This is a genomic window from Paenibacillus sp. FSL R10-2782, from assembly GCF_038592985.1.
GTDB lineage: Bacteria > Bacillota > Bacilli > Paenibacillales > Paenibacillaceae > Paenibacillus > Paenibacillus terrae_C.
Genome location: NZ_CP151951.1, coordinates 2,353,461 through 2,372,394 on the forward strand (window position 1 = coordinate 2,353,461; position 18,934 = coordinate 2,372,394).

15 protein-coding genes are annotated in these 18,934 nt (G+C 48.1%); 13 read left to right on the top strand and 2 right to left on the bottom strand.

Annotation, left to right across the window (positions count from 1 at the left end):
- The first annotated feature begins 60 nt into the window (after positions 1 to 60).
- The 6 genes from NST83_RS10970 to NST83_RS10995 all read left to right on the top strand — a co-directional run bounded on the left by NST83_RS10970 (position 61) and on the right by NST83_RS10995 (position 7,375).
- Positions 61 to 1,020: an ABC transporter permease subunit gene (locus tag NST83_RS10970; protein ID WP_342417588.1), complete on the top strand. Its 960-nt coding sequence runs from the start codon at positions 61 to 63 to the stop codon at positions 1,018 to 1,020.
- A gap of 14 nt (positions 1,021 to 1,034) precedes the next feature.
- Complete coding sequence (locus NST83_RS10975; protein ID WP_137062881.1) at positions 1,035 to 1,922, top strand: carbohydrate ABC transporter permease; 888 nt, start codon at positions 1,035 to 1,037, stop codon at positions 1,920 to 1,922.
- 26 nt (positions 1,923 to 1,948) lie between these two features.
- Positions 1,949 to 3,595 (top strand): extracellular solute-binding protein, encoded by a 1,647-nt coding sequence (locus tag NST83_RS10980; RefSeq protein ID WP_342417925.1) that lies wholly within the window; start codon positions 1,949 to 1,951, stop codon positions 3,593 to 3,595.
- A gap of 31 nt (positions 3,596 to 3,626) precedes the next feature.
- Positions 3,627 to 5,615 (top strand): histidine kinase, encoded by a 1,989-nt coding sequence (locus tag NST83_RS10985; protein WP_342417589.1) that lies wholly within the window; start codon positions 3,627 to 3,629, stop codon positions 5,613 to 5,615.
- On the top strand, positions 5,605 to 6,432 hold the full coding sequence (locus NST83_RS10990) for a response regulator (RefSeq protein ID WP_342417590.1): 828 nt from the start codon (positions 5,605 to 5,607) through the stop codon (positions 6,430 to 6,432). The genes NST83_RS10985 and NST83_RS10990 overlap by 11 nt, the downstream gene beginning before the upstream one ends.
- Before the next feature lie 130 nt (positions 6,433 to 6,562).
- On the top strand, positions 6,563 to 7,375 hold the full coding sequence (locus tag NST83_RS10995) for a DUF3891 family protein (protein ID WP_342417591.1): 813 nt from the start codon (positions 6,563 to 6,565) through the stop codon (positions 7,373 to 7,375).
- Positions 7,376 to 7,490: 115 nt separating this feature from the next.
- On the opposite strand, the gene NST83_RS11000 is transcribed toward NST83_RS10995, so the two are convergent.
- Positions 7,491 to 7,628, bottom strand: coding sequence for a hypothetical protein (locus NST83_RS11000; protein ID WP_342417592.1), 138 nt, complete (start codon positions 7,626 to 7,628; stop codon positions 7,491 to 7,493).
- 256 nt (positions 7,629 to 7,884) lie between these two features.
- Between NST83_RS11000 and NST83_RS11005 the strand changes: the two genes are divergently transcribed.
- From NST83_RS11005 to NST83_RS11020, 4 genes are all read left to right on the top strand, one after another.
- Positions 7,885 to 9,030, top strand: a complete 1,146-nt coding sequence (locus NST83_RS11005; protein WP_342417593.1) for a glucose-1-phosphate adenylyltransferase — start codon at positions 7,885 to 7,887, stop codon at positions 9,028 to 9,030.
- Positions 9,031 to 9,053: 23 nt separating this feature from the next.
- Complete coding sequence (glgD, locus tag NST83_RS11010) at positions 9,054 to 10,157, top strand: glucose-1-phosphate adenylyltransferase subunit GlgD (RefSeq protein WP_342417594.1); 1,104 nt, start codon at positions 9,054 to 9,056, stop codon at positions 10,155 to 10,157.
- A gap of 46 nt (positions 10,158 to 10,203) precedes the next feature.
- On the top strand, positions 10,204 to 12,657 hold the full coding sequence (locus NST83_RS11015; RefSeq protein WP_342417595.1) for a glycogen/starch/alpha-glucan phosphorylase: 2,454 nt from the start codon (positions 10,204 to 10,206) through the stop codon (positions 12,655 to 12,657).
- Between the two features lie 191 nt (positions 12,658 to 12,848).
- Positions 12,849 to 13,400 carry a DUF2062 domain-containing protein gene (locus tag NST83_RS11020; protein ID WP_342417596.1) on the top strand — a complete coding sequence of 184 codons (552 nt, stop codon included), beginning with the start codon at positions 12,849 to 12,851 and terminating at the stop codon, positions 13,398 to 13,400.
- A gap of 240 nt (positions 13,401 to 13,640) precedes the next feature.
- On the opposite strand, the gene NST83_RS11025 is transcribed toward NST83_RS11020, so the two are convergent.
- Positions 13,641 to 14,549 carry an Rpn family recombination-promoting nuclease/putative transposase gene (locus tag NST83_RS11025; protein ID WP_342417597.1) on the bottom strand — a complete coding sequence of 303 codons (909 nt, stop codon included), beginning with the start codon at positions 14,547 to 14,549 and terminating at the stop codon, positions 13,641 to 13,643.
- Between the two features lie 167 nt (positions 14,550 to 14,716).
- On the opposite strand from NST83_RS11025, the gene NST83_RS11030 reads away from it, so the two are divergent.
- The 3 genes from NST83_RS11030 (at position 14,717) to NST83_RS11040 (ending at position 18,815) form a co-directional block, all read left to right on the top strand.
- Positions 14,717 to 17,392: a YhgE/Pip domain-containing protein gene (locus tag NST83_RS11030; protein WP_342417598.1), complete on the top strand. Its 2,676-nt coding sequence runs from the start codon at positions 14,717 to 14,719 to the stop codon at positions 17,390 to 17,392.
- Between the two features lie 121 nt (positions 17,393 to 17,513).
- Positions 17,514 to 17,774, top strand: coding sequence for a hypothetical protein (locus tag NST83_RS11035; RefSeq protein ID WP_342417599.1), 261 nt, complete (start codon positions 17,514 to 17,516; stop codon positions 17,772 to 17,774).
- Between the two features lie 66 nt (positions 17,775 to 17,840).
- Complete coding sequence (locus NST83_RS11040; RefSeq protein ID WP_342417600.1) at positions 17,841 to 18,815, top strand: aldo/keto reductase; 975 nt, start codon at positions 17,841 to 17,843, stop codon at positions 18,813 to 18,815.
- Positions 18,816 to 18,934 lie beyond the last annotated feature (119 nt).

An 18,934-nucleotide genomic window follows, 5' to 3' on the forward strand; every position in this document is an offset into this window, starting at 1 on the left:
CAGAAGCCTCTAAAATAAGAAATGTAAGTGCTTACATTATAGAGAAGGGAGGTCTGTCGTATGAGTACAGAATGGAGGCCGCGACAACAGCCGCCGAGCCAACCCGGAAAAGGGAGAGCACTGGCTCGTAAATGGGTGCAACAAAGACATTTGCAGACCATGGCGCTGTTAGGTGTGGTATGGATGATTATTTTTCATTACATTCCGATGTACGGCATTCTGATTGCCTTCAAGCATTTTGACATCATTGGCACCATATCAAGCGCACCTTGGGCGGGATTGGAGCATTTTCGGGCCTTTCTGGAGGATGATAACTTTTGGTATGTTGTCAAAAATACGCTGGGCATCAGTCTGCTCAAGCTGGCAATCGGGTTCCCGTTGCCCATTTTATTTGCTTTGTTCCTGAACGAAATCCGGTCTACGCGGTTTAAAAAGTCCATTCAGACAATTTCGTATCTTCCTCATTTTTTATCATGGGTTATTCTTGGCGGGATCTTAACGACGTGGCTGGCAGATACCGGGATGATCAATCATCTGTTGCTGGCTTGGGGCTGGATCGAACAGCCAATCAGTTATTTGGCGGAGCCGAGCTACTTTTGGGCCATTGTCGTCAGCTCGGATATCTGGAAGGAGCTTGGATGGTCGGCCATTATTTATTTGGCAGCCATGGCGGGTGTATCGACGGATATGTATGAAGCGGCGACCATTGACGGAGCTGGACGGTTTCAGAAAATGTGGTACGTCACGCTTCCTGCGATCAAGGGCACGATATCCATTTTGTTTATTTTGGCGGTCAGCGGGATATTGAACTCTAACTTTGACCAGATTCTCGTATTACGTAACTCACTGAATGAAAGCGCAAGTAATGTTGTGGATATTTATGTATATCAGGTGGGCATACAGCAGGGGCGCTTCTCATATTCGACCGCAGTGGGGTTGCTGAAATCGGTTCTTGCTCTTATTTTGCTGATGATCGCCAATTCGGTCACCAAGCGGATTAATAATACATCCCTATTCTGAAGGAGGACGACTGCATGCAGCTATTGCAACGCAAAACGACAGGCGAAGCGATATTCGATGTCGTGAACAGCGTCTTCATGCTGATCATATGTTTTGTAACGTTGTATCCGGTGTGGTACGTGCTGGTGAACTCCTTTAACGAAGGAGCAGACGCCATGCGGGGTGGTATTTACTGGTGGCCGAGAGTATTTAGTCTGGGCAGCTATCAGGCCGTGTTTGCGAACAACGGTATTATGACCGCGATGGGGGTGACCATTACCAAGACGGTAATCGGCACGATTGTACATGTGTTTTTTACCGCCATGATTGCATATGCATATTCCCGTAGGGAGCTGATTGGGCGCAAGCTGTATATGCTGATCGGTACGATAACCCTGTTTTTCGGCGGGGGATTGATTCCGACGTATTTGCTGATACGTGATCTCGGGCTGTTGGACAGCTTTTGGGTGTATATTATTCCGGCGATGTTCAGCTTTTTTGATCTTATAATTTTTATGGCTTTTTTCCGGGAGCTGCCGGATGCATTGGAGGAAGCGGCGAAAATAGACGGGGCGAACGATTTCAGTATCTTTTGCCGGATTGTGCTTCCCGTATCCATGCCCGTGGTAGCGACGATTGCGCTTTTTCATGGGGTGTACCAGTGGAACGATTATTTTACCGGAATGATCTATATCAATAATACGGACCTTCAGCCGATTCAGACGTATTTGTACCGTGTTGTTGCCCAATCCAGCTCTAATCAGATGATGTCTGCTGCACCGGGGATTGTTGCCCAGTCCGTCACTTCGCAGTCGATCAAGCTGGCGACGATGGTTGTGACGACACTACCGATTGTACTGGTATATCCTTTTCTGCAAAAATATTTCGTCAAGGGTCTGATGATCGGCTCGATCAAAGGATAGCACATCATCCAAGGGGGAGATTTATGATGAACATTCGCAAATGGCAGAAGGGGCTGCTGGCTGCCGTTCTGCTGGCGGGTTCGCTCGCAGCATGTACGTCCGGAGGAGGCGGAGCTGTCACGGAATTGAAGGACGAGATGACAAAGGCTACGGCAGATGCGCCGGGATGGAAGGCGGATACGGAGCCGATTACGTTTGACTGGTATTTGAACTTTTCCTGGTTCCCGAACAAGTGGGGCACGGATGAGACCTCGAGGTATGTTACGCAGAAAACCGGGGTCAGCGTCAATTTTATCGTACCGGCAGGGAATGAAAATGAGAAGCTTAATACAATGCTGGCCTCGGGCAAGCTGCCTGATTTTGTGACGCTCGGTTGGGGAGAGGATGCAGTCAAAAAAATGATCGAGGGCAAAATGGTGCTTCCACTCAACAAGCTGGCTGAGAAATACGATCCGTATTTGATTAAAATGGCTGACCCGGCGAAAATGTCCTGGTATCAGCAACCGGACGGAAATGTATACGGCTATCCCAACGCTTCCTCTTCACCGCAGGATTATCAAAAATACGGGCAAAATTTTGTTTCTAACCAGACGTTTATGGTGCGGAAGGACATGTATGAGGCGATTGGTAAGCCGGATATGAGAACACCGGAAGGATTTTTGAAAGCGCTTCAAAAAGCGAAAGAGAAATTTCCTGATGTGAACGGTCAGCCGCTGATCCCGATCGGGTTTCACGAATTTACGGACAACGGGAATTACTCTTTTGAAGACTATTTACTCAATTTTCTAGCCATTCCTCATGAAAAGGACGGAAAGCTGTACGACCGCCGTTCAGACGAAGAATATATTCGGTGGCTCAAAACCTTCCGTCAAGCGAATGAGCAGGGGCTGATCGCCAAGGATGTATTTATCGACAAGCGTCCGCAAATGGAGGAAAAGGTAGCACAGGGCCGGTATTTTGCTATGCTGTATCAGCGCTCCGACTTTGCTGGACAACAGGCTACATTGTATGCGAAGGACCCGAACTCCGTCTATATCGCGGTCGATGGGCCTTCGAACAGCAAGCTGGATCCGCCTGCGCTGGCTGGACCGGGTATTTCTGGCTGGACGGTAACGCTCATTTCCAAGGATGTCAAAGACAAGGAGCGTGCTATTGAATTCCTGACCTACCTGATTAGCGAGGAAGGGAACCGTGACCTGTACCTCGGGGAGCAGGGGAAGCTGTGGGAGACGGTTAACGGTAAGCCAGCCTTCAAGCCGGAGGTGCTGGAGCAGATGAACAAGGACCGCGCTGCTTTTGATAAAAAATATGGTGCTGCCTTCACCTTCTGGATGCTGATGAACACGAATATGAATTTGCAGTGGGCGCCGCCCAGCGTGGATCCATACAAGCAGCCGGAGGATTGGACGAAGGGCAAGACAAAAGGCTTCTCCCAATACGACAACATCAAACCGACCGGAACATCGGCAGAGGGCATTGCGTCAGGACGGATAGACCAAATCTGGGGCAAGGCATTGCCAAAGCTGCTGCTGGCTTCCTCGGATGAAGAATTCGACCAATTGTTTGCCCGCTTTTTGGAAGATCGCAGAAAAGCCGGATATGACAAGGTCATGGCTTATCAGCAAAAGGCCTATGAAGAAAACCTCAAGAAAATAGAGCAGTTCACCAAATGATCTGATTTATTGAACCTAAGGATGTGATTTCATGCCAAGCCGCAGACTTCCACGAATAAAAAGACCGCTGCTCCGCGAAGTATGGCGGTGGCTGACGGATACGGCGGATCGGCTTGGTGGCTGCTCTCTTCAAGTCAAGCTCATTGTCGCATATATCGCCGTTATTTTAATCCCGGTTGTATTATTCTCGCTATATACCTTTCACCAGCTATACGAGAACACCATGCAAGAGATTACCGCCCAAAATCAGTATGTGCTGGATACAGAGCTGGCCCATATTCACAGCAATATGGAAATTATGGAGCGAACCGCACAGCTTGCGATTTCAGATCGCAACGTACTCCGTTATTTGACTGAGGAACGTGAAATGAGCAGTGATGAGCTGGTGCAATTCAACATGAACGTGTTTCCGAATTTGCAGCATTTGCTGTACAGCAATCCCAATGTGGCGAATATTCGGCTGTATACGAGCAATCCACACGTACGCGAAATATGGCCGATGATTTTCAACGAGTCACGATTACCTATGGTTTCCTGGCTGAAAACGGCTCAACATCAGCAAGGAAAAATCTGGTGGGAAATGTATCAGGGACCGAAAAGCTTGCTTCGAGGGCAAGCACGACAGGAAAGCGAAACGGTGCAGTATATGGCTTTGCTGCGTGAAATTCAGGCTGTAGGAAGTGCTGGAGAAAGACACGCGGGCTTGGTGGAGACGAACATGAGGCTGGAGTTATTTTCGCCCAGAGTATTTGATACTCGGCAAGATAACCGTGCATCGTCACAAATGCTCATATGGGGCGGCAGCGATTCCAGCCCATGGAACAGCGGCAAGCCCATGTCTTTTAACGATATAGCAACAGCCTCCCCTCTATCCGATGCGCTTCCCATACCTGAGTCCAATTTGCGCCATCTGTTTCAGTCCCGCGTTCAGGGACCGGGTGGTGCTTTTGATTTTACTTATGAAAATAAGCCTTATCTCGGTCTGTACGGTTCTATAGAAGGGCTGGACGCTTATCTGCTAAACGTGGTAGCGCTGGACGGTTCGCTGGGTGATCTCCGTCAGAAGCGCAATGCTATGCTGCTTATTATTTGTGTACTGATTTTGTTGATGTCACTTATTTCCTACACCTTGCACGCTTTTATCCTCAAACAGCTTCATACACTGCGGGAATCCATGAAGAAGGTACAGCAAGACGGAGACTTTCAGCTTCGGATTCCCGTGTATGGACGTGGAGAGGTGGCGGAGCTGGCCCTGTATTTCCGCAGTCTGCTGAGTCAGATTAACGGGCTTATTGCTGAGGCAGTACACAAGCAGGCTGCTGCTCAGGAGGCTGAATTGCAAGCACTCAAGCATCAAATTGATTCCCATTTTCTTTATAATACGCTGGAAAATTTAAAAATGATGGCAGAGCTGGAGCGTCAGTATCCGTTGTCGGATGCCTTGACCTCTCTTGGCTCGATGATGCGTTACAATCTCCAATGGTCCGGTCCATATGTTGCGCTGCGGGACGAAATCCGCCATATTCAGCATTATGTGGCTATTATGAACATTCGCCATGACAACCAAATTGGTCTGGAGGTTCATCTGCCGCCAGCGTATATGGAGCAGGAAGTGCTGAAAATGTCGCTACAGCCTGTGGTGGAAAATGCCATCAAGCACGGCTGGAGTGCATTACACAATGAAATGGATGGATGGGAACAGCCTGAACGGACATTCAGCATTACCATAGAAGCCTGCATGATGCAGGAACGATTTGAGCTGCGCATTCGGGATAATGGAGCAGGGATACTCGAGGAGAGAAGACAAGACATTATGTCAGGTCTGGGACAAAAAGATATGGATTCTCGTGAGTCGGGAGTGAATGGAGGGATCGGTTTGCGCAATGTGCATCGTCGCCTGAGTATGCATTATGGCGTCGGGTACGGCATCCGACTGGACAGTATCCTCGGACAATCGACGACAGTGACCCTGATTTTGCCCAGACGTCACATGATGAGAGGGGTGGACAATGGCGACTAGACTATTGATTGCGGATGACGAAAAGAACATTCGAATGGGCCTTCAGGCCATGATTGAACGGGAATTTTCCGGCTTATATGAATGTGCACTAGTCAAGGACGGAAGAGAGGCTTGGCAGCATGTACAGCACTATTCACCTGAGCTGGTCATTACGGATATCCGTATGCCTGTCATGGATGGCATTATGCTGATGCAGCATATCCGCGAGCTGGAGCCGGGACGCAGGCCTATGGTGATCATTCTCAGTGGATATGACGAGTTCCAGTATGCAAGAGAAGCGATTCGCTGCGGAGCACGGGAGTATTTGCTCAAGCCGATTGTCAGGGAGGAGCTGTTCGGTGCGCTGGCAACCTTGAACGAGGAATTGGAGCAGCACGCAGGTCAGGACAGACTGGAACAGAGGTACCCTATCATAAACGATAATATTGTCGGAGTGGAGAAGGATAGACGGGCCGGAAGTATGGATGGTGCTAGTGTCACCGCCGATAGAAGCGGTAGTATGACGCGAGCTATCCAATACATCCATGCTCATTACAGCGAGGATTTGAATATGGCGGTAGTATCCAATTCGGTATCGTTGAATTACACGTATTTTAGTCAGGCGTTCAAAGCCTATACAGGCATGAGCTTTGTTCAATATGTAAAAAAATTGCGCATTGCAGAGGCTAAGAAACTGCTGGTGTGTCAAGGCGGCAAGATTTATGAAATTGCGGCTGCCGTAGGCTTTGACAATGCAAAGCATTTTAACAAGGTATTTCGTGAGCTGGAAGGGACGACGCCGCAGCAGTTTCGAGTGAGGAAGCTTACGGGTAATTAGAAGTAAGGATGCGGAAAACTTCACTGCCTTTTTACCCTTATCCTGATATAATAAAAATAAGTATAACCATGCCTTCAAACAGAGTTTTTTACACGAATCAGATGAATCGCCGGACGGAAGGGGAGAGCATATGGTTATTTATGAAACGGACCAAGCTTATATGATGACGACGCAGCATGACCATGCCCATATTTCAGGGGAGCTGGCTTCACAGTGGGAAGAAAGTGCCTTTAAGAATCGTCGGCACAAGCAGGATTTTGTATATGCAGCTCGGGAGCATGACCGGGGGTGGATTGAGTTGGACGCCGCTCCTTTTTGGAATGATCAGATACCTGCACCCTATACATTTATTGATTTTCCACTCCATCCACGTTTTGTGTTCTATCGTCTAGGGATTGATGAAGTCGAGCAAGTGAATTCCTATGCCGCGCTGCTATGCAGCCTGATGTACAAGGAGCTAGTCGGACGGACTGAGCATAAGGATGCTCAGGACAAGCAAGTGGCGTGTGCTTATCTGGAGGCAGAGGAGCAGCGTCGGCACAGGCTCAAGCAGGAGATGTCATTTGGTGTAACCTTTGACCATCAAGTGCGGACGGATGTACGCAGAATGTTGTTCTGCGACGAATTGAGTCTGTTTTTGTGTAGTCGGGAGCCGGGTACACCTACTGCGGATTATGAATGGTTCGCTGACGGCTTAACCTTTCCGGCGGTTTGCCATAAATGCGGGAGGGTCCGGGCTGAGTGGCTGTCGGATCAGGCTGTGGGCCTTTCCTATTTCCCTTTTACTGGAAAGGTGAGAATAACCCATACCTTCAAAAAGGTAGATAAAGAGCAAATTCGTACAACAGGACTTTTACAGGCCTATCGTTCCTCCAAATGGATGCATCGAACCTTTACCGTCGAACATATTTTGGAAGTAGAAGAACATCAGGAGAATGTCTGACCGTCTTCAAATACTGCTTCGAACGGGCATTGTGTTCGTGGATGCAGAGGAAGCCAGAGCAGAGCCCCCCTGAATGACTATTCAGAGAGGCTCTCTTTTTTCTTGGATTAAAGCTTTACCATTTTGTAGATGTTCTCGCGCGGTTGATCAAGGTCTGTGCCTTGTTCAATACCTTATTGCGCGCCCCTTTATTTTTCATCAGATACGCAACACCTATTCCCAATGCCGCTATGACCCATTTTTTATTCTTCATGATTCATGCCTCCTTATGCTCATGTTGTCATACACAAACGATTTAAAATCATCCAAAATGTGAAATGATGAACGGGATTTCACGATTTAGTGCTTCATTACGCCCGTTCCGCATAACTATGATTTTACCCTTTCCATCAAATCTTACCCGTTCCTTCGTCCATGAAACGATTACGACTGCCTATTCACGTTTAATGGATATTATCAAGTATCCTGCCGCAATTGCTTCAGATGCACATGACAGGGAGGTCTTTGTTATGAGAAAGAAGGAAGTAGTTGCCATGCTGCTCGCTGGCGGACAAGGCAAAAGACTCAAAGGACTGACCCGTACACTTGCCAAACCGGCTGTATTTTTTGGAGGAACCTACCGCATCATTGATTTTCCCCTCAGCAATTGCACTCATTCCGGCATTGATACCGTAGGCGTGCTAACCCAATATGAACCGCTGGTGCTTCATTCCTACATCGGCGTAGGCAGCGACTGGGATTTGGACCGCCTGGATGGGGGAGTTTTTGTTTTGCCTCCCCACGAGAAGGAGAATGGAAACAACTGGTATCGAGGTACGGCGGATGCTATTTATCGGAATCTGCATTTTTTGGATCAGTATGACCCGGAGCATGTACTCATTTTGTCAGGAGATCACATTTATAAAATGGATTACAGTCGCATGCTCGACTATCACAAGGAAAAGGGAGCAGATTGCACCATTTCCGTCATCGACGTCACGATTCAGGAAGCCAAAAGATTCGGGATTCTGAACGTCGATGATGATTTGAAAATTTACGACTTTGAGGAGAAGCCGGAGCAGCCGAAAAGCACGCTGGCCTCCATGGGCATTTATTTGTTCAAATGGGAGGTGTTGCGCCGATATCTGCTGGAGAGCGCGAGTGATTCTGAATCCTCGCATGATTTTGGCAAGGATATCATTCCGTTGCTGCTCCAGCATGGGCGGTCGCTGTATGCGTATCCGTTTGCTGGGTACTGGAAGGATGTAGGCACCATTCAGAGCTTGTGGGAGTCCAACATGGATCTGCTGGCTCAGGACCCGCCGCTGGATCTGAATGACTCTTTCTGGCGTATCTATACCCGTAGCCCTAATCAACCGGCTCAGTATATCACCCAACGGGCGATTCTGAAAAACAGCATCGTGAATGAAGGCTGCGTGGTGGATGGGGAGGTCAGGCATTCTGTGCTATTTTATGGAGTTGAGGTAGGTAAGGGGAGTGTTATTACTGATTCTGTCATTATGCCGAACGTCAAAATTGGCCGCAATGTTCGTATTCACCGGGCCATTGTGAGCGAAAACATAATCATTGAAGACAACACGGTCATCGGATCTGAGGGCAGCTCGGATGAAATTATTTTGTTCGATCAGGAAAGCCAGCTTCATGCACGAATATAACCCGGATAAGGACGGTGTCCGCTATGAGCCGACTCATTGGAGTCATCAACCTGGATCACGAACTGGATCAGTTGAAGGAATTGACCTATTTCCGGTGCGGGGCCGCAGTACCCTTTGCCAGTCGATATCGGCTCATTGATTTTACCTTATCCAACATGATGCATGCAGGGGTGCATGATATTGCACTGTTCATCCGTCGCAAATACCGTTCGCTGCTGGATCATCTGGGTGAAGGTCGGCCTTGGGATTTGGACCGCAGACGGGGCGGGCTGTTTATTTTGCCACCAGACTGGAATGATCCGACGGATGCATCTCTTGGAGATTTGCAGCATGTACACAACAATCTGGATTTTTTTCATCGCTCATCAGGTCAGACGATTGTTCACGCCGGAACCCAGCATGTCAACAAGGTTGATATTGAGGATGTATACCGTTACCACCGGGAGAAGAACGCGGACGTCACTCTTGTGTACAAACAAATAGAACAGCTCGAATCTGAGCACGCTCCCTGTGTTCGGCTGGAGATTGATGAGGACGGACGGGTGACGGGCATTCATCAGGAGCAGGATCATCATAATATTTATCTGGAAATTTTCGTCATGGACAAAAGCCTGTATCTTGATCAGGTGAAGCATTGCATTGCTCATCAGGATAACCATTTTTTTCGGGATGCCATTCAGAAAAATCCAAGCGGTCTGCGCATTTATGCATATCCCTATGAAGGCTATCATGCCGTGATTAATTCCATTGAGAGTTACTATAAAAACAGCATGAAGCTGCTGGATCAGCAGCAGTATCAAGCACTGTTCCAGAATCAGCCGGTGCATACGAAAATCAAATATGAAGCTCCGACCCGATACACAGACACTGCTGAGGTGGATCATTCGCTTATTGCCAATGGCTGCACGATTGGGGGCAAGGTGGAAAACAGCATCCTTTTTCGCGGGGTGCGGGTGGAGGAAGGTGCACGTGTAAGCAACTCGATCATTATGCAAAAATGTGTCATCCGTAAAGGCGCAGTGGTGGAAAATGTGATTTTGGATAAGGATGTGCAGCTTTCACCGGATCGTACCTTGATTGGAGACGCCAGAGTTCCCTATGTCATTGCCAAAAATAGCGTGATTTAAAAGTATGATTTAGCATTTAAAACGGAAATAACAGGAGGTCACACCTTTGTTCAGCAATAAAGAAGCATTTAAGCAGGCTTTTCGAGAGCAACTGGTCGGAAGGCTGGGCAAGCCGATGCAGGAAGCTCAGGCGGAAGACGTATACAAGGTTTTGGGCGGTATGATCCGCGAACAAGTCGGCAAAAATTGGGCGGAAACGAACCAAGCCTATAAAGAAGGACAAGAGAAGCAGGTCTATTACTTTTCACTGGAATTTTTGATAGGCCGTCTGCTGGGCAGCAATTTGTTGAATTTGGGCGTGGTGGATATGGTCCGGCAGGCGCTAGGAGAGCTGGGCTGGGATCTGGAAGAGATTGAAGAACAGGAGGCAGACGCGGGGCTGGGCAATGGCGGTCTCGGCCGTCTGGCAGCTTGCTTCATGGATTCGCTGGCGTCCCTTGGCTATGCTGGACATGGCTGCGGCATCCGTTACAAGTATGGTCTGTTCGAGCAGCGTATTGTGGACGGAAACCAGGTGGAGCTGCCTGATTACTGGCTGCAAAAAGGAAATGTTTGGGAGGAACGCCGTCCTGACAAGAAGGTCGAGGTTCAGTTCTGGGGACATGTGGAAACTCGGGAGGAGGATGGTCGTCTTGTTTTCGAGACACAAGATGCCGAAACGGTCTGGGCCGTTCCGTACGATATTCCACTGGTGGGCTACGGACATGCGCAGGTGAATACATTGCGGATCTGGAGCGCGGAATCAGCGCTCGATCCTGTTCGAGGGCCGATTCGAGGCGAGGGCGGTTACTATCGCTTTCTCGACTATAATCGCTCGGTGGAATCCATTTCGGCGTTCCTGTACCCGGATGATTCGAATTATGAGGGCAAGCTGCTTCGCTTGAAGCAGCAGTATTTCCTCTGCTCGGCAGGCTTGCAAAGTATTTTGCGGACGTTTGAGAAGCTTCGGTTGCCATACAGCCAGTTGCCTGACAAAATAGCGCTGCATATTAATGATACACATCCGACGCTCGTTATACCGGAGCTTATGCGTATTTTGATGGACGTGAAGGGCTTGGGCTGGGACGAAGCGTGGGATATTACGACGCGGACGGTCTCGTATACGAATCACACGATATTGAGCGAGGCGCTGGAGCAATGGCCTGTCAACATGGTGCGGGAGCTGCTTCCGCGTGTTTCCCTGATCATTGAAGAAATGAACAAGCGCTATTGTGCCATGCTGCTGGAGCGTTATCCGGGTCAGGACATTAAAATTGGCGAAATGGCAATTATTCATGGTGAACAAATTCGTATGGCCCATTTGGCGATTGTTGGCAGCTACAGCGTCAACGGGGTGGCTGCGCTGCACACGCAAATTTTGAAGGAACGGGAAATGAAGCCGTTCCACGAGCTGTACCCCGGCCGTTTTAACAATAAAACGAACGGGATTGCCCATCGCCGCTGGCTCATGCACGCGAATCCCGAGCTGGCAAGCTTGTATGATGAAACGATAGGCACACGCTGGAGAACTCGTCCACGCGAGTTGATCGACCTGCTTCGTTACAGCGGGGACGAGCCGTTCAAGGAACGGATACAGGCGATTAAGCGAAATAATAAAGTCAGGCTCGCGGAGCAGGTTTTTGCTAAACAGAGCGTGCGACTGGATACGTCCTCGATTTTTGATGTACAGGTCAAACGACTGCATGGATATAAGCGGCAACTGCTTAATATTTTGCATGTGATGCACGTATACAATCAGCTCAAACATAATCCTTCCCTGGATGTGGTGCCACGTACGTTTATTTTTGGAGCTAAAGCTGCTCCCGGCTATTATCTTGCCAAGCTGACGATTAAGCTTATTAACAACGTAGCGGACACGATCAATCGGGATGTGGATGTCAGGGACAAGCTGAAAGTCGTTTTTCTGGAAAATTACTCGGTTTCACTGGCCGAGCTGATTATTCCTGCGGCTGATGTCAGCGAGCAAATTTCCACGGCAGGCAAGGAAGCTTCAGGCACCGGAAATATGAAATTTATGATGAATGGTGCACTCACCCTGGGTACGCTGGACGGAGCCAATGTAGAAATGCATGAAATGGTGGGCGATGACAATATGTTCATTTTCGGACTGAAGGTGGATCAGATCGAGGCGTATTACCGGGACGGGCAGTATTCAGCGCGCAAAACAGCCAACAGCGACGAACGGCTGCGTGAAGTGCTGGATCAACTGGTGAATGATGCTCCTTTTACGCGGCATGAACGGGAATTTGAGGCTATTTATCAATCCCTGATTGATCACAATGACGAATACTTTGTGCTCAAGGATTTTGCGGCGTATGTAGATACTCAGGTGCATATCGAGCAGGTGTACCGAAATCCGTCTGAGTGGACGCGGCGTGCTATTGTAAACATGTCACATGCTGGCAAGTTTTCCAGTGATTGCACAATTCAGCAGTACGCGGCCGATATTTGGAACATTGTACCTCTCCAAAACGATGTCAACAAGCGAATCTTGTCCTAATACGGCGAAACAGGCGGAATGACATTGCTTTTCGAACGCTGAGGGTTATAATGACAGTATAGACATAAGTAAGGATGGGTAGCTGTATAACCTCATTCCTGAACTTGAATTGTACTGCTGAAGGAGTCCTCCTATTGATAAAGCTCAATCCGAACAGGCTCAAACCTAACCAATCAAAGAAGAAATATAATATGTTTCAAAATATATGGCGGGCGATTCGTCTGAATTTCATCAAGCTACTGCGTGCGCCGGGTGGAGTGAAGAAAATCTCTCTGGGCTTTGCCATTGGCTTCGCTTTGGAGATGATTGTTATCTCCACGGCTTCGCTGGTATATCTCGTGTTTTACCCGGTTGTCCGGCTGTCTGGTGGCTCGTTGCCTGCGGCAATTGTGGGCAACGTTGTAGGTAAGCTGACCTTTTTGCCGATTGTGCTGATGCCGTTCGCCAAGCAATTGGGAGCTTGGATTTATCCGTCCCATTACCCGGTACATGTACGGGGAGGCAGGCTCCATGAACATTCCTTTATGGAACTGTTTCATGGTAATTGGGCTGTATTTAGAGACTTGCTGCATGGAGGACTGCACATTCTGATTGGCATGTCGATTTTCGGTGTGGTGCTAGGGGTTATCTCGTATTTTGTCATTCAAGTTCTGTATAACCGTTCGCTGCACAAACGGCTGGAAAAGCGGAAATTGCGTCATGGCGCAGCCTTTTCAGCGGCCAGACTGCTGAAGAATGGATAACGAAGTGAATAAGAAGCTCCTTAAGCCTATGAACTAGGTCTGAGGGGCTTCTTTTGGTTTGTTAGTGATGGGAGAGGGAATGACATGAACGTGTTTGCCAGGATCACGGCCAATGAACGAGGAGTGGTAAGGCTAAAAAGGGTTGATTTATTTTTTATGTTTTTGTTTACAAAAAACTCGCCTTGTTCTTTCTAAAGAACAAGGCGAGTTTTCAGGGTTAAACGCTTTGCTAAAAATAAATTATTGAATCGGTTTCAATGATTGAACCTCGGATTCAGATAATCCGCTCGCTTTGGCAATAACTTCAATTTCAATATCTAAAGATAGCATGTTCCTTGCGATTTCAACAGCTTTTTGACGCTCGCCTTTAGTCAGTCCTTCTTCCAAACCTTTAGCCAAACCTTTAGCCAAACCTTCTTCTAGCCCCTTTTTCAGACCTTTTTCCGTGGCCCACTCAATCATGGAAGCTTCGTCATGAAGGTATTTTTGACGTTCCTCGTACAAACGCCGCGCTTCCCGATCCTGACTTAGGAACTCGAGTGTATCCATCGCTTTTTTTAGAGTTGGTTCATTCACGGTAAGCACCTCCCAGTTGGATTTGTCAGCCCCTTTCAGAAAGAGAAGCCAATTAATTAAGCCACCTTCCACTGGAACGGACGTGTCATTTACCTTCGATAATTCCATAAAATGTACCTCAAAGTCATCACTAAGCTCAATTCCCGTATGATCCTCCCGTAAATGAAACACATTATGATATCGATCATTCGGCAGAAAGGAATAGTTTAGAATATTGATAGTGACACATTTTTTGAGTTCTTTATAGGTTTGACGCTCTTGTAACTGACCCGAATATCTTTTACTCCAATAAAACAGAGTTCGTTTTTCAATATCATATTTATTAAATAGCTGCATTTCCACGTTAATATGTTTACCTGTTGCCGTTTTGGCCCAAATGTCAAAAATGGATTGCTTATCAAGTGGAGCATCTTTATCCGTATAAGGATTTAGCAAAATGATTTCAGTTAACGGCGACTCGCCTGACTCCGCGAAAGTACGATTGAGAAAAGCCAAGAGTACATCTTTATTGTCTTCACTGCCAAAAATACGTTTAAACACAAAGTCATTTCGTGGGTCCAGTAGCTCGCTCATTCAAGATCATCTCCATTCCCATTTATTATATCATGTACCCCGCATATTATTGAAGGAGAGCTTGTGAGTATGCACACAATAATTGGCTTCATTCGCTCGAATCGTTTACAATACGTGTGCATACAACACTGGACTACAGGTTAATGTACATACAAGGAGTGGTGAAGTTGCGGAAGATATGGCAAATCTACTTAACAGACTGGAAAAATGTATTTAAAGTATCAACCGGGACTTTATTGGTCATTGGTATTATTCTTTTGCCTTCCGTCTATGCATGGGTGAATTTGAAAGCAATGTGGGATCCTTATGCAAATACATCAGGTATTAAAATTGCAGTAACGAGTCAGGATCAGGGTGCTGAGGTGAACGGGAAGAAGATTAATATCGGTGACGAGGTTTTGCATAACCTTCAAAATAACAAAAAACTGGGCTGGACCTTTGTCAACGAAGCAGAAGCGAGAAAAGGTGTGCTGAACGGAGATTATTACGCGAGTTTGCTCATTCCAAAGGATTTTTCCAAAAAAATTACGAGCGTACTCACAGAAAATCCGCAAAAGCCAGAGATTGATTACGCCGTCAATGAAAAAATTAATGCGGTCGCACCGAAAATTACATCTTCGGGGGCAACCGCTCTGACGAATCAGATTAGCCAAAACTTTATTGAAACCGCCAGTCAGGCCGTGCTAACCAAGTTAAAGGAAGCCGGGGTGAAGCTGGAGGAGGAGCTACCAACCATTCGCAACATTGAGAACCGGGTGTTGGAGCTGAACAACCGACTGCCGGATATCGACAGATTAGGCAAGCAAGCAATCGAGTTGGAGCAGAATTTGCCGAAAATTAAGGCACAGGGACAAAAGATCATCGCATTGAAGGAGAAAATCCCTGAAATTAACCGTGCTGGCGATCTGGTGCTCAAAATTGAAAAAAACTTGCCCGAGCTGGACAAGGTGGCGGCGACTATTTTAGATATACAAAAAAGGCTGCCGGATATTCAAAAGGCCGGAGATCGGATCGTGGAGCTGGATCAAAATTTTGGTAAGGTAGAAAGCGCATTGGCTACGGCATTGGAGGACACGCAAACGGCGCTTAAGGTCATTAATGCCGCACAAAAAGCGTTGCCGGAAGTACAACAAATTGCGAATGCGGGCAAGGATTTTACAAACGGATTACTTGACTTTCTGGATAAAAATGATGGTGCGCTTGATTCCATCGGAACGGTGGTCAAAGAGGATTTACAGTTGGTACAGCAAATGGCAAATGAAGTTTCGGAGATCACAGGGATCATCCGGGGTGTTGATTTTGATCCTAAAGTAGCACAGGCTGCGGTGAAGCGGGTTAGCGGAAGACTGACCACTGCTGTGGGAGTGCTGGATCGTATTTCTCAGTTGCTGTCCCGTGTTAACGGATATTTGCCTAGTCAGCCGCTGGATTCGCTCATTTCCCGTGTGAGCGGTGTAGAGGACCGTTTCCGTCGCTTGAATAGCACGGTTACAAGCATCGGGGATGCCATTCAGCGCGGCGAGAAGCCTGCACAAAATCTACTGGATAACGCTGACCGCCTTGCTGGAGAAATCAGCAGCGGGATTGACAGCATTTTGGGCAACTATGATACGGAATACGCACCAGCCATTCAAAAAGCGTTGGATCAAATGAAGACCGTTGCCCGCAATTCCGCGAATGTGCTGAATACGGCTCAAGAGCAGCTACCGAATATTGAAAAAATATTAAACGACGCTCAGGCTGCCGCACAATTCGGTCAGGAAGAACTGACCCGTCTCCAGCAGGACCTGCCGCAATACCGACAAAAGCTGCATGAAGCGGCTACGACGATTCAGGGACGCATGGGCGAATTTAAGAATGCTGTAAACAAGGCAGCGGACTTCGTGAATAACGATTTGCCAGCAGTGAAAAGTAAAATTCATCAGGCGGCGGATTTTGTGCGCAACGATTTGCCGAAGGCGGAGCAGCAGTTTGTCAAAATGGCTGACCTGATTGAGAACAAGTTTCCCGAGGCAGAACATGCGGTGCACCAGGTAGCCAACTTTGTCAGAACGGATCTTCCTGCTGCTGAGGATTCCATACGTCAGGCCGCAGACACGATTCGCAAGCTCAAAGGTGAAAATGCCCTTGGACGGGCCATTGCGTTGCTCAAGGGGGATGTGAAAAAGGAGAGCGATTTTCTCGGCAGTCCGGTTTTGTTGAAACAGGAGCGGATTTATCCGATTCCGAACTATGGTTCTGCGATGTCGCCTTTTTATACCACATTGTCCATTTGGGTAGGTGCGATGCTGCTGGTGTCGATGTTCAGGGTAGATGTAGAAGACCCGGAAGGTAAATACAAAAGCTACCAAGTGTACTTCGGGCGGCTTATGACGTTCTCCACTATCGGTATATTTCAGGCGCTTAGCGTGTCGCTCGGTGACTTGTTCCTGCTCGGGGCATATGTGGATGCCAAAGTGTCATTTGTACTTTCCTCCATACTGATTAGTCTCGTATTCACAGCTATGACCTATACACTGGTTTCGGTGTTTGGCAATATCGGTAAGGGGCTGGCGGTTATCTTGCTGGTGCTTCAGTTCTCTAGCTCAGGGGGCACATTCCCGATTGCGACGAGCACGCCGTTTTTTCAAGCGCTGAATCCGTTCGTTCCTTTCACCTATGCGGTTAGTCTGTTACGGGAAACGGTAGGGGGGATGCTGCCTTCGACGGTAACACGGGATGTGGTGATGCTGCTTGTATTTATCGGGGTTTGTTTCCTGTTTGGATTGGTGCTTAAGAAGCCGCTCAGCAAGTATACGAAGAAGATGGCTGAGCGAGCGAAAGAGACGAAATTGATTCCTTGATTGTTAAAAAGAGTGGGAGTTACGGTGGTTGGATTGAGCGCTCCGCGTAGGATTTGATCTTACGATCGCTGTTGCCACGGGATTCTTTGGATTGGATAGGACATGAAAAGGTAAGAATCCCGTGGCAGCTTATGCTTACGATGCGAGCTTTCCAATGGAAAGCTTTCAGGCGAACGCTGGCGCTTCTTCAGATTCAAATCCTCCGCTACGCTGGGGCTACCACCGTAAAGTCACTTTCCTTTTAACGGTGGGTGGTAGTATGAGGGGAGATGGCCTCGCGTCTGCTGCTTCGGCAGGGTGCGGGGCTTTTTTGCGTGCGCTGCCAAACCTTAAAATGCATTTCGGGGTGTTTCAAGGCGGTGCTTTCTGGTTAATGAAATGAGTATGGTCTTTTTTGGCATGGGATTTTTACGGTATTTAAAACTCTTAGGCAAAGGCGGGAGGCAATATGGAGTATTCATACTTGGGAAAGTCAGGCTTAAAGGTTAGTCGGTTGTGTCTGGGCACGATGAATTTTGGGCCGGAAACCGAAGAAAAGGAAGCGTTTAAAATTATGGATGCTGCGCTGGATGCGGGCATTAATTTCTTTGATACAGCCAATGTATATGGTCATGACCGCAAAGGGTGGACGGAGGAAATTATCGGACGCTGGTTCCAGCAGGGTGGCGGTAGACGTGAGAAGGTCGTGCTTGCGACGAAGGTATACGGGGATATGAAAAATGAGAACGACGGGCCGAACGCAGGATCAGGCTTGTCAGCTTACAAAATCCGCCGTCATTTGGATGCTTCTCTGAAACGTTTGCAGACCGATCATATCGAGCTGTATCAGATGCATCATATTGACCGAAACGTGTCATGGGATGAGCTGTGGGGCGTATTCGAGTCGGTTGTGGATCGGGGACAAGTCGATTATATCGGTTCCAGTAACTTTGCGGGCTGGCATATTGCTGTGGCGCAGGCCGAAGCGAAGGCACGCCGTTTTTTGGGGCTGGTATCCGAGCAGCATTTGTATAACCTGAATGAGCGTTCCGCCGAGCTAGAGGTATTACCTGCGGCTCAGGAGCTGGGACTCGGTGTTATTCCATGGAGCCCGCTGGCTGGCGGATTGCTGGGACGTAATGCATTGGCAGGCACAGGCTCACGTAGCGCACGTTCCAAGGAAAAGATTGAACAAAATCGTGGGAAGCTGGAGCAATTTGCAGCGTTGTCCCGCGAGTTGGGCGAAAAGGAAGACGTGATTGCGCTGGCTTGGGTATTGTCTCATCCGGCCGTAACGGCTCCGATTATCGGCCCACGGACATTGGATCAGTTGGAGGATGCTCTGCGTGTGCCTGAGGTCAAATTGAGCGCGGATGTGCTTACCAAGCTGAATGAGATTTTCCCTGGCCCCGGCAAACCTGCGCCGGAAGCCTACGCATGGTAATTTAGCATCTTCCTATCGAAGACAAGAAGAGAATCACAAAAAAGCAGCAGATCAGGAGTAGTCTCCTGAGTCTGCTGCTTTTTTACTAGATTGCCCTGTCAGAACCTGAACGATAAGCG

Bases quoted from the DNA above. Each gene is read 5' to 3' on its own strand.
- NST83_RS10970 (WP_342417588.1), top strand. From the start codon at position 61: ATGAGTACAGAATGGAGGCCGCGACAACAGCCGCCGAGCCAACCCGGA.
- NST83_RS10990 (WP_342417590.1), top strand. From the start codon at position 5,605: ATGGCGACTAGACTATTGATTGCGGATGACGAAAAGAACATTCGAATG.
- NST83_RS10980 (WP_342417925.1), top strand. From the start codon at position 1,949: ATGAACATTCGCAAATGGCAGAAGGGGCTGCTGGCTGCCGTTCTGCTG.
- glgD (WP_342417594.1), top strand. From the start codon at position 9,054: ATGAGCCGACTCATTGGAGTCATCAACCTGGATCACGAACTGGATCAG.
- NST83_RS10985 (WP_342417589.1), top strand. From the start codon at position 3,627: ATGCCAAGCCGCAGACTTCCACGAATAAAAAGACCGCTGCTCCGCGAA.
- NST83_RS11040 (WP_342417600.1), top strand. From the start codon at position 17,841: ATGGAGTATTCATACTTGGGAAAGTCAGGCTTAAAGGTTAGTCGGTTG.
- NST83_RS10975 (WP_137062881.1), top strand. From the start codon at position 1,035: ATGCAGCTATTGCAACGCAAAACGACAGGCGAAGCGATATTCGATGTC.
- NST83_RS11005 (WP_342417593.1), top strand. From the start codon at position 7,885: ATGAGAAAGAAGGAAGTAGTTGCCATGCTGCTCGCTGGCGGACAAGGC.
- NST83_RS10995 (WP_342417591.1), top strand. From the start codon at position 6,563: ATGGTTATTTATGAAACGGACCAAGCTTATATGATGACGACGCAGCAT.
- NST83_RS11025 (WP_342417597.1), bottom strand. From the start codon at position 14,549: ATGAGCGAGCTACTGGACCCACGAAATGACTTTGTGTTTAAACGTATT.
- NST83_RS11000 (WP_342417592.1), bottom strand. From the start codon at position 7,628: ATGAAGAATAAAAAATGGGTCATAGCGGCATTGGGAATAGGTGTTGCG.
- NST83_RS11020 (WP_342417596.1), top strand. From the start codon at position 12,849: ATGTTTCAAAATATATGGCGGGCGATTCGTCTGAATTTCATCAAGCTA.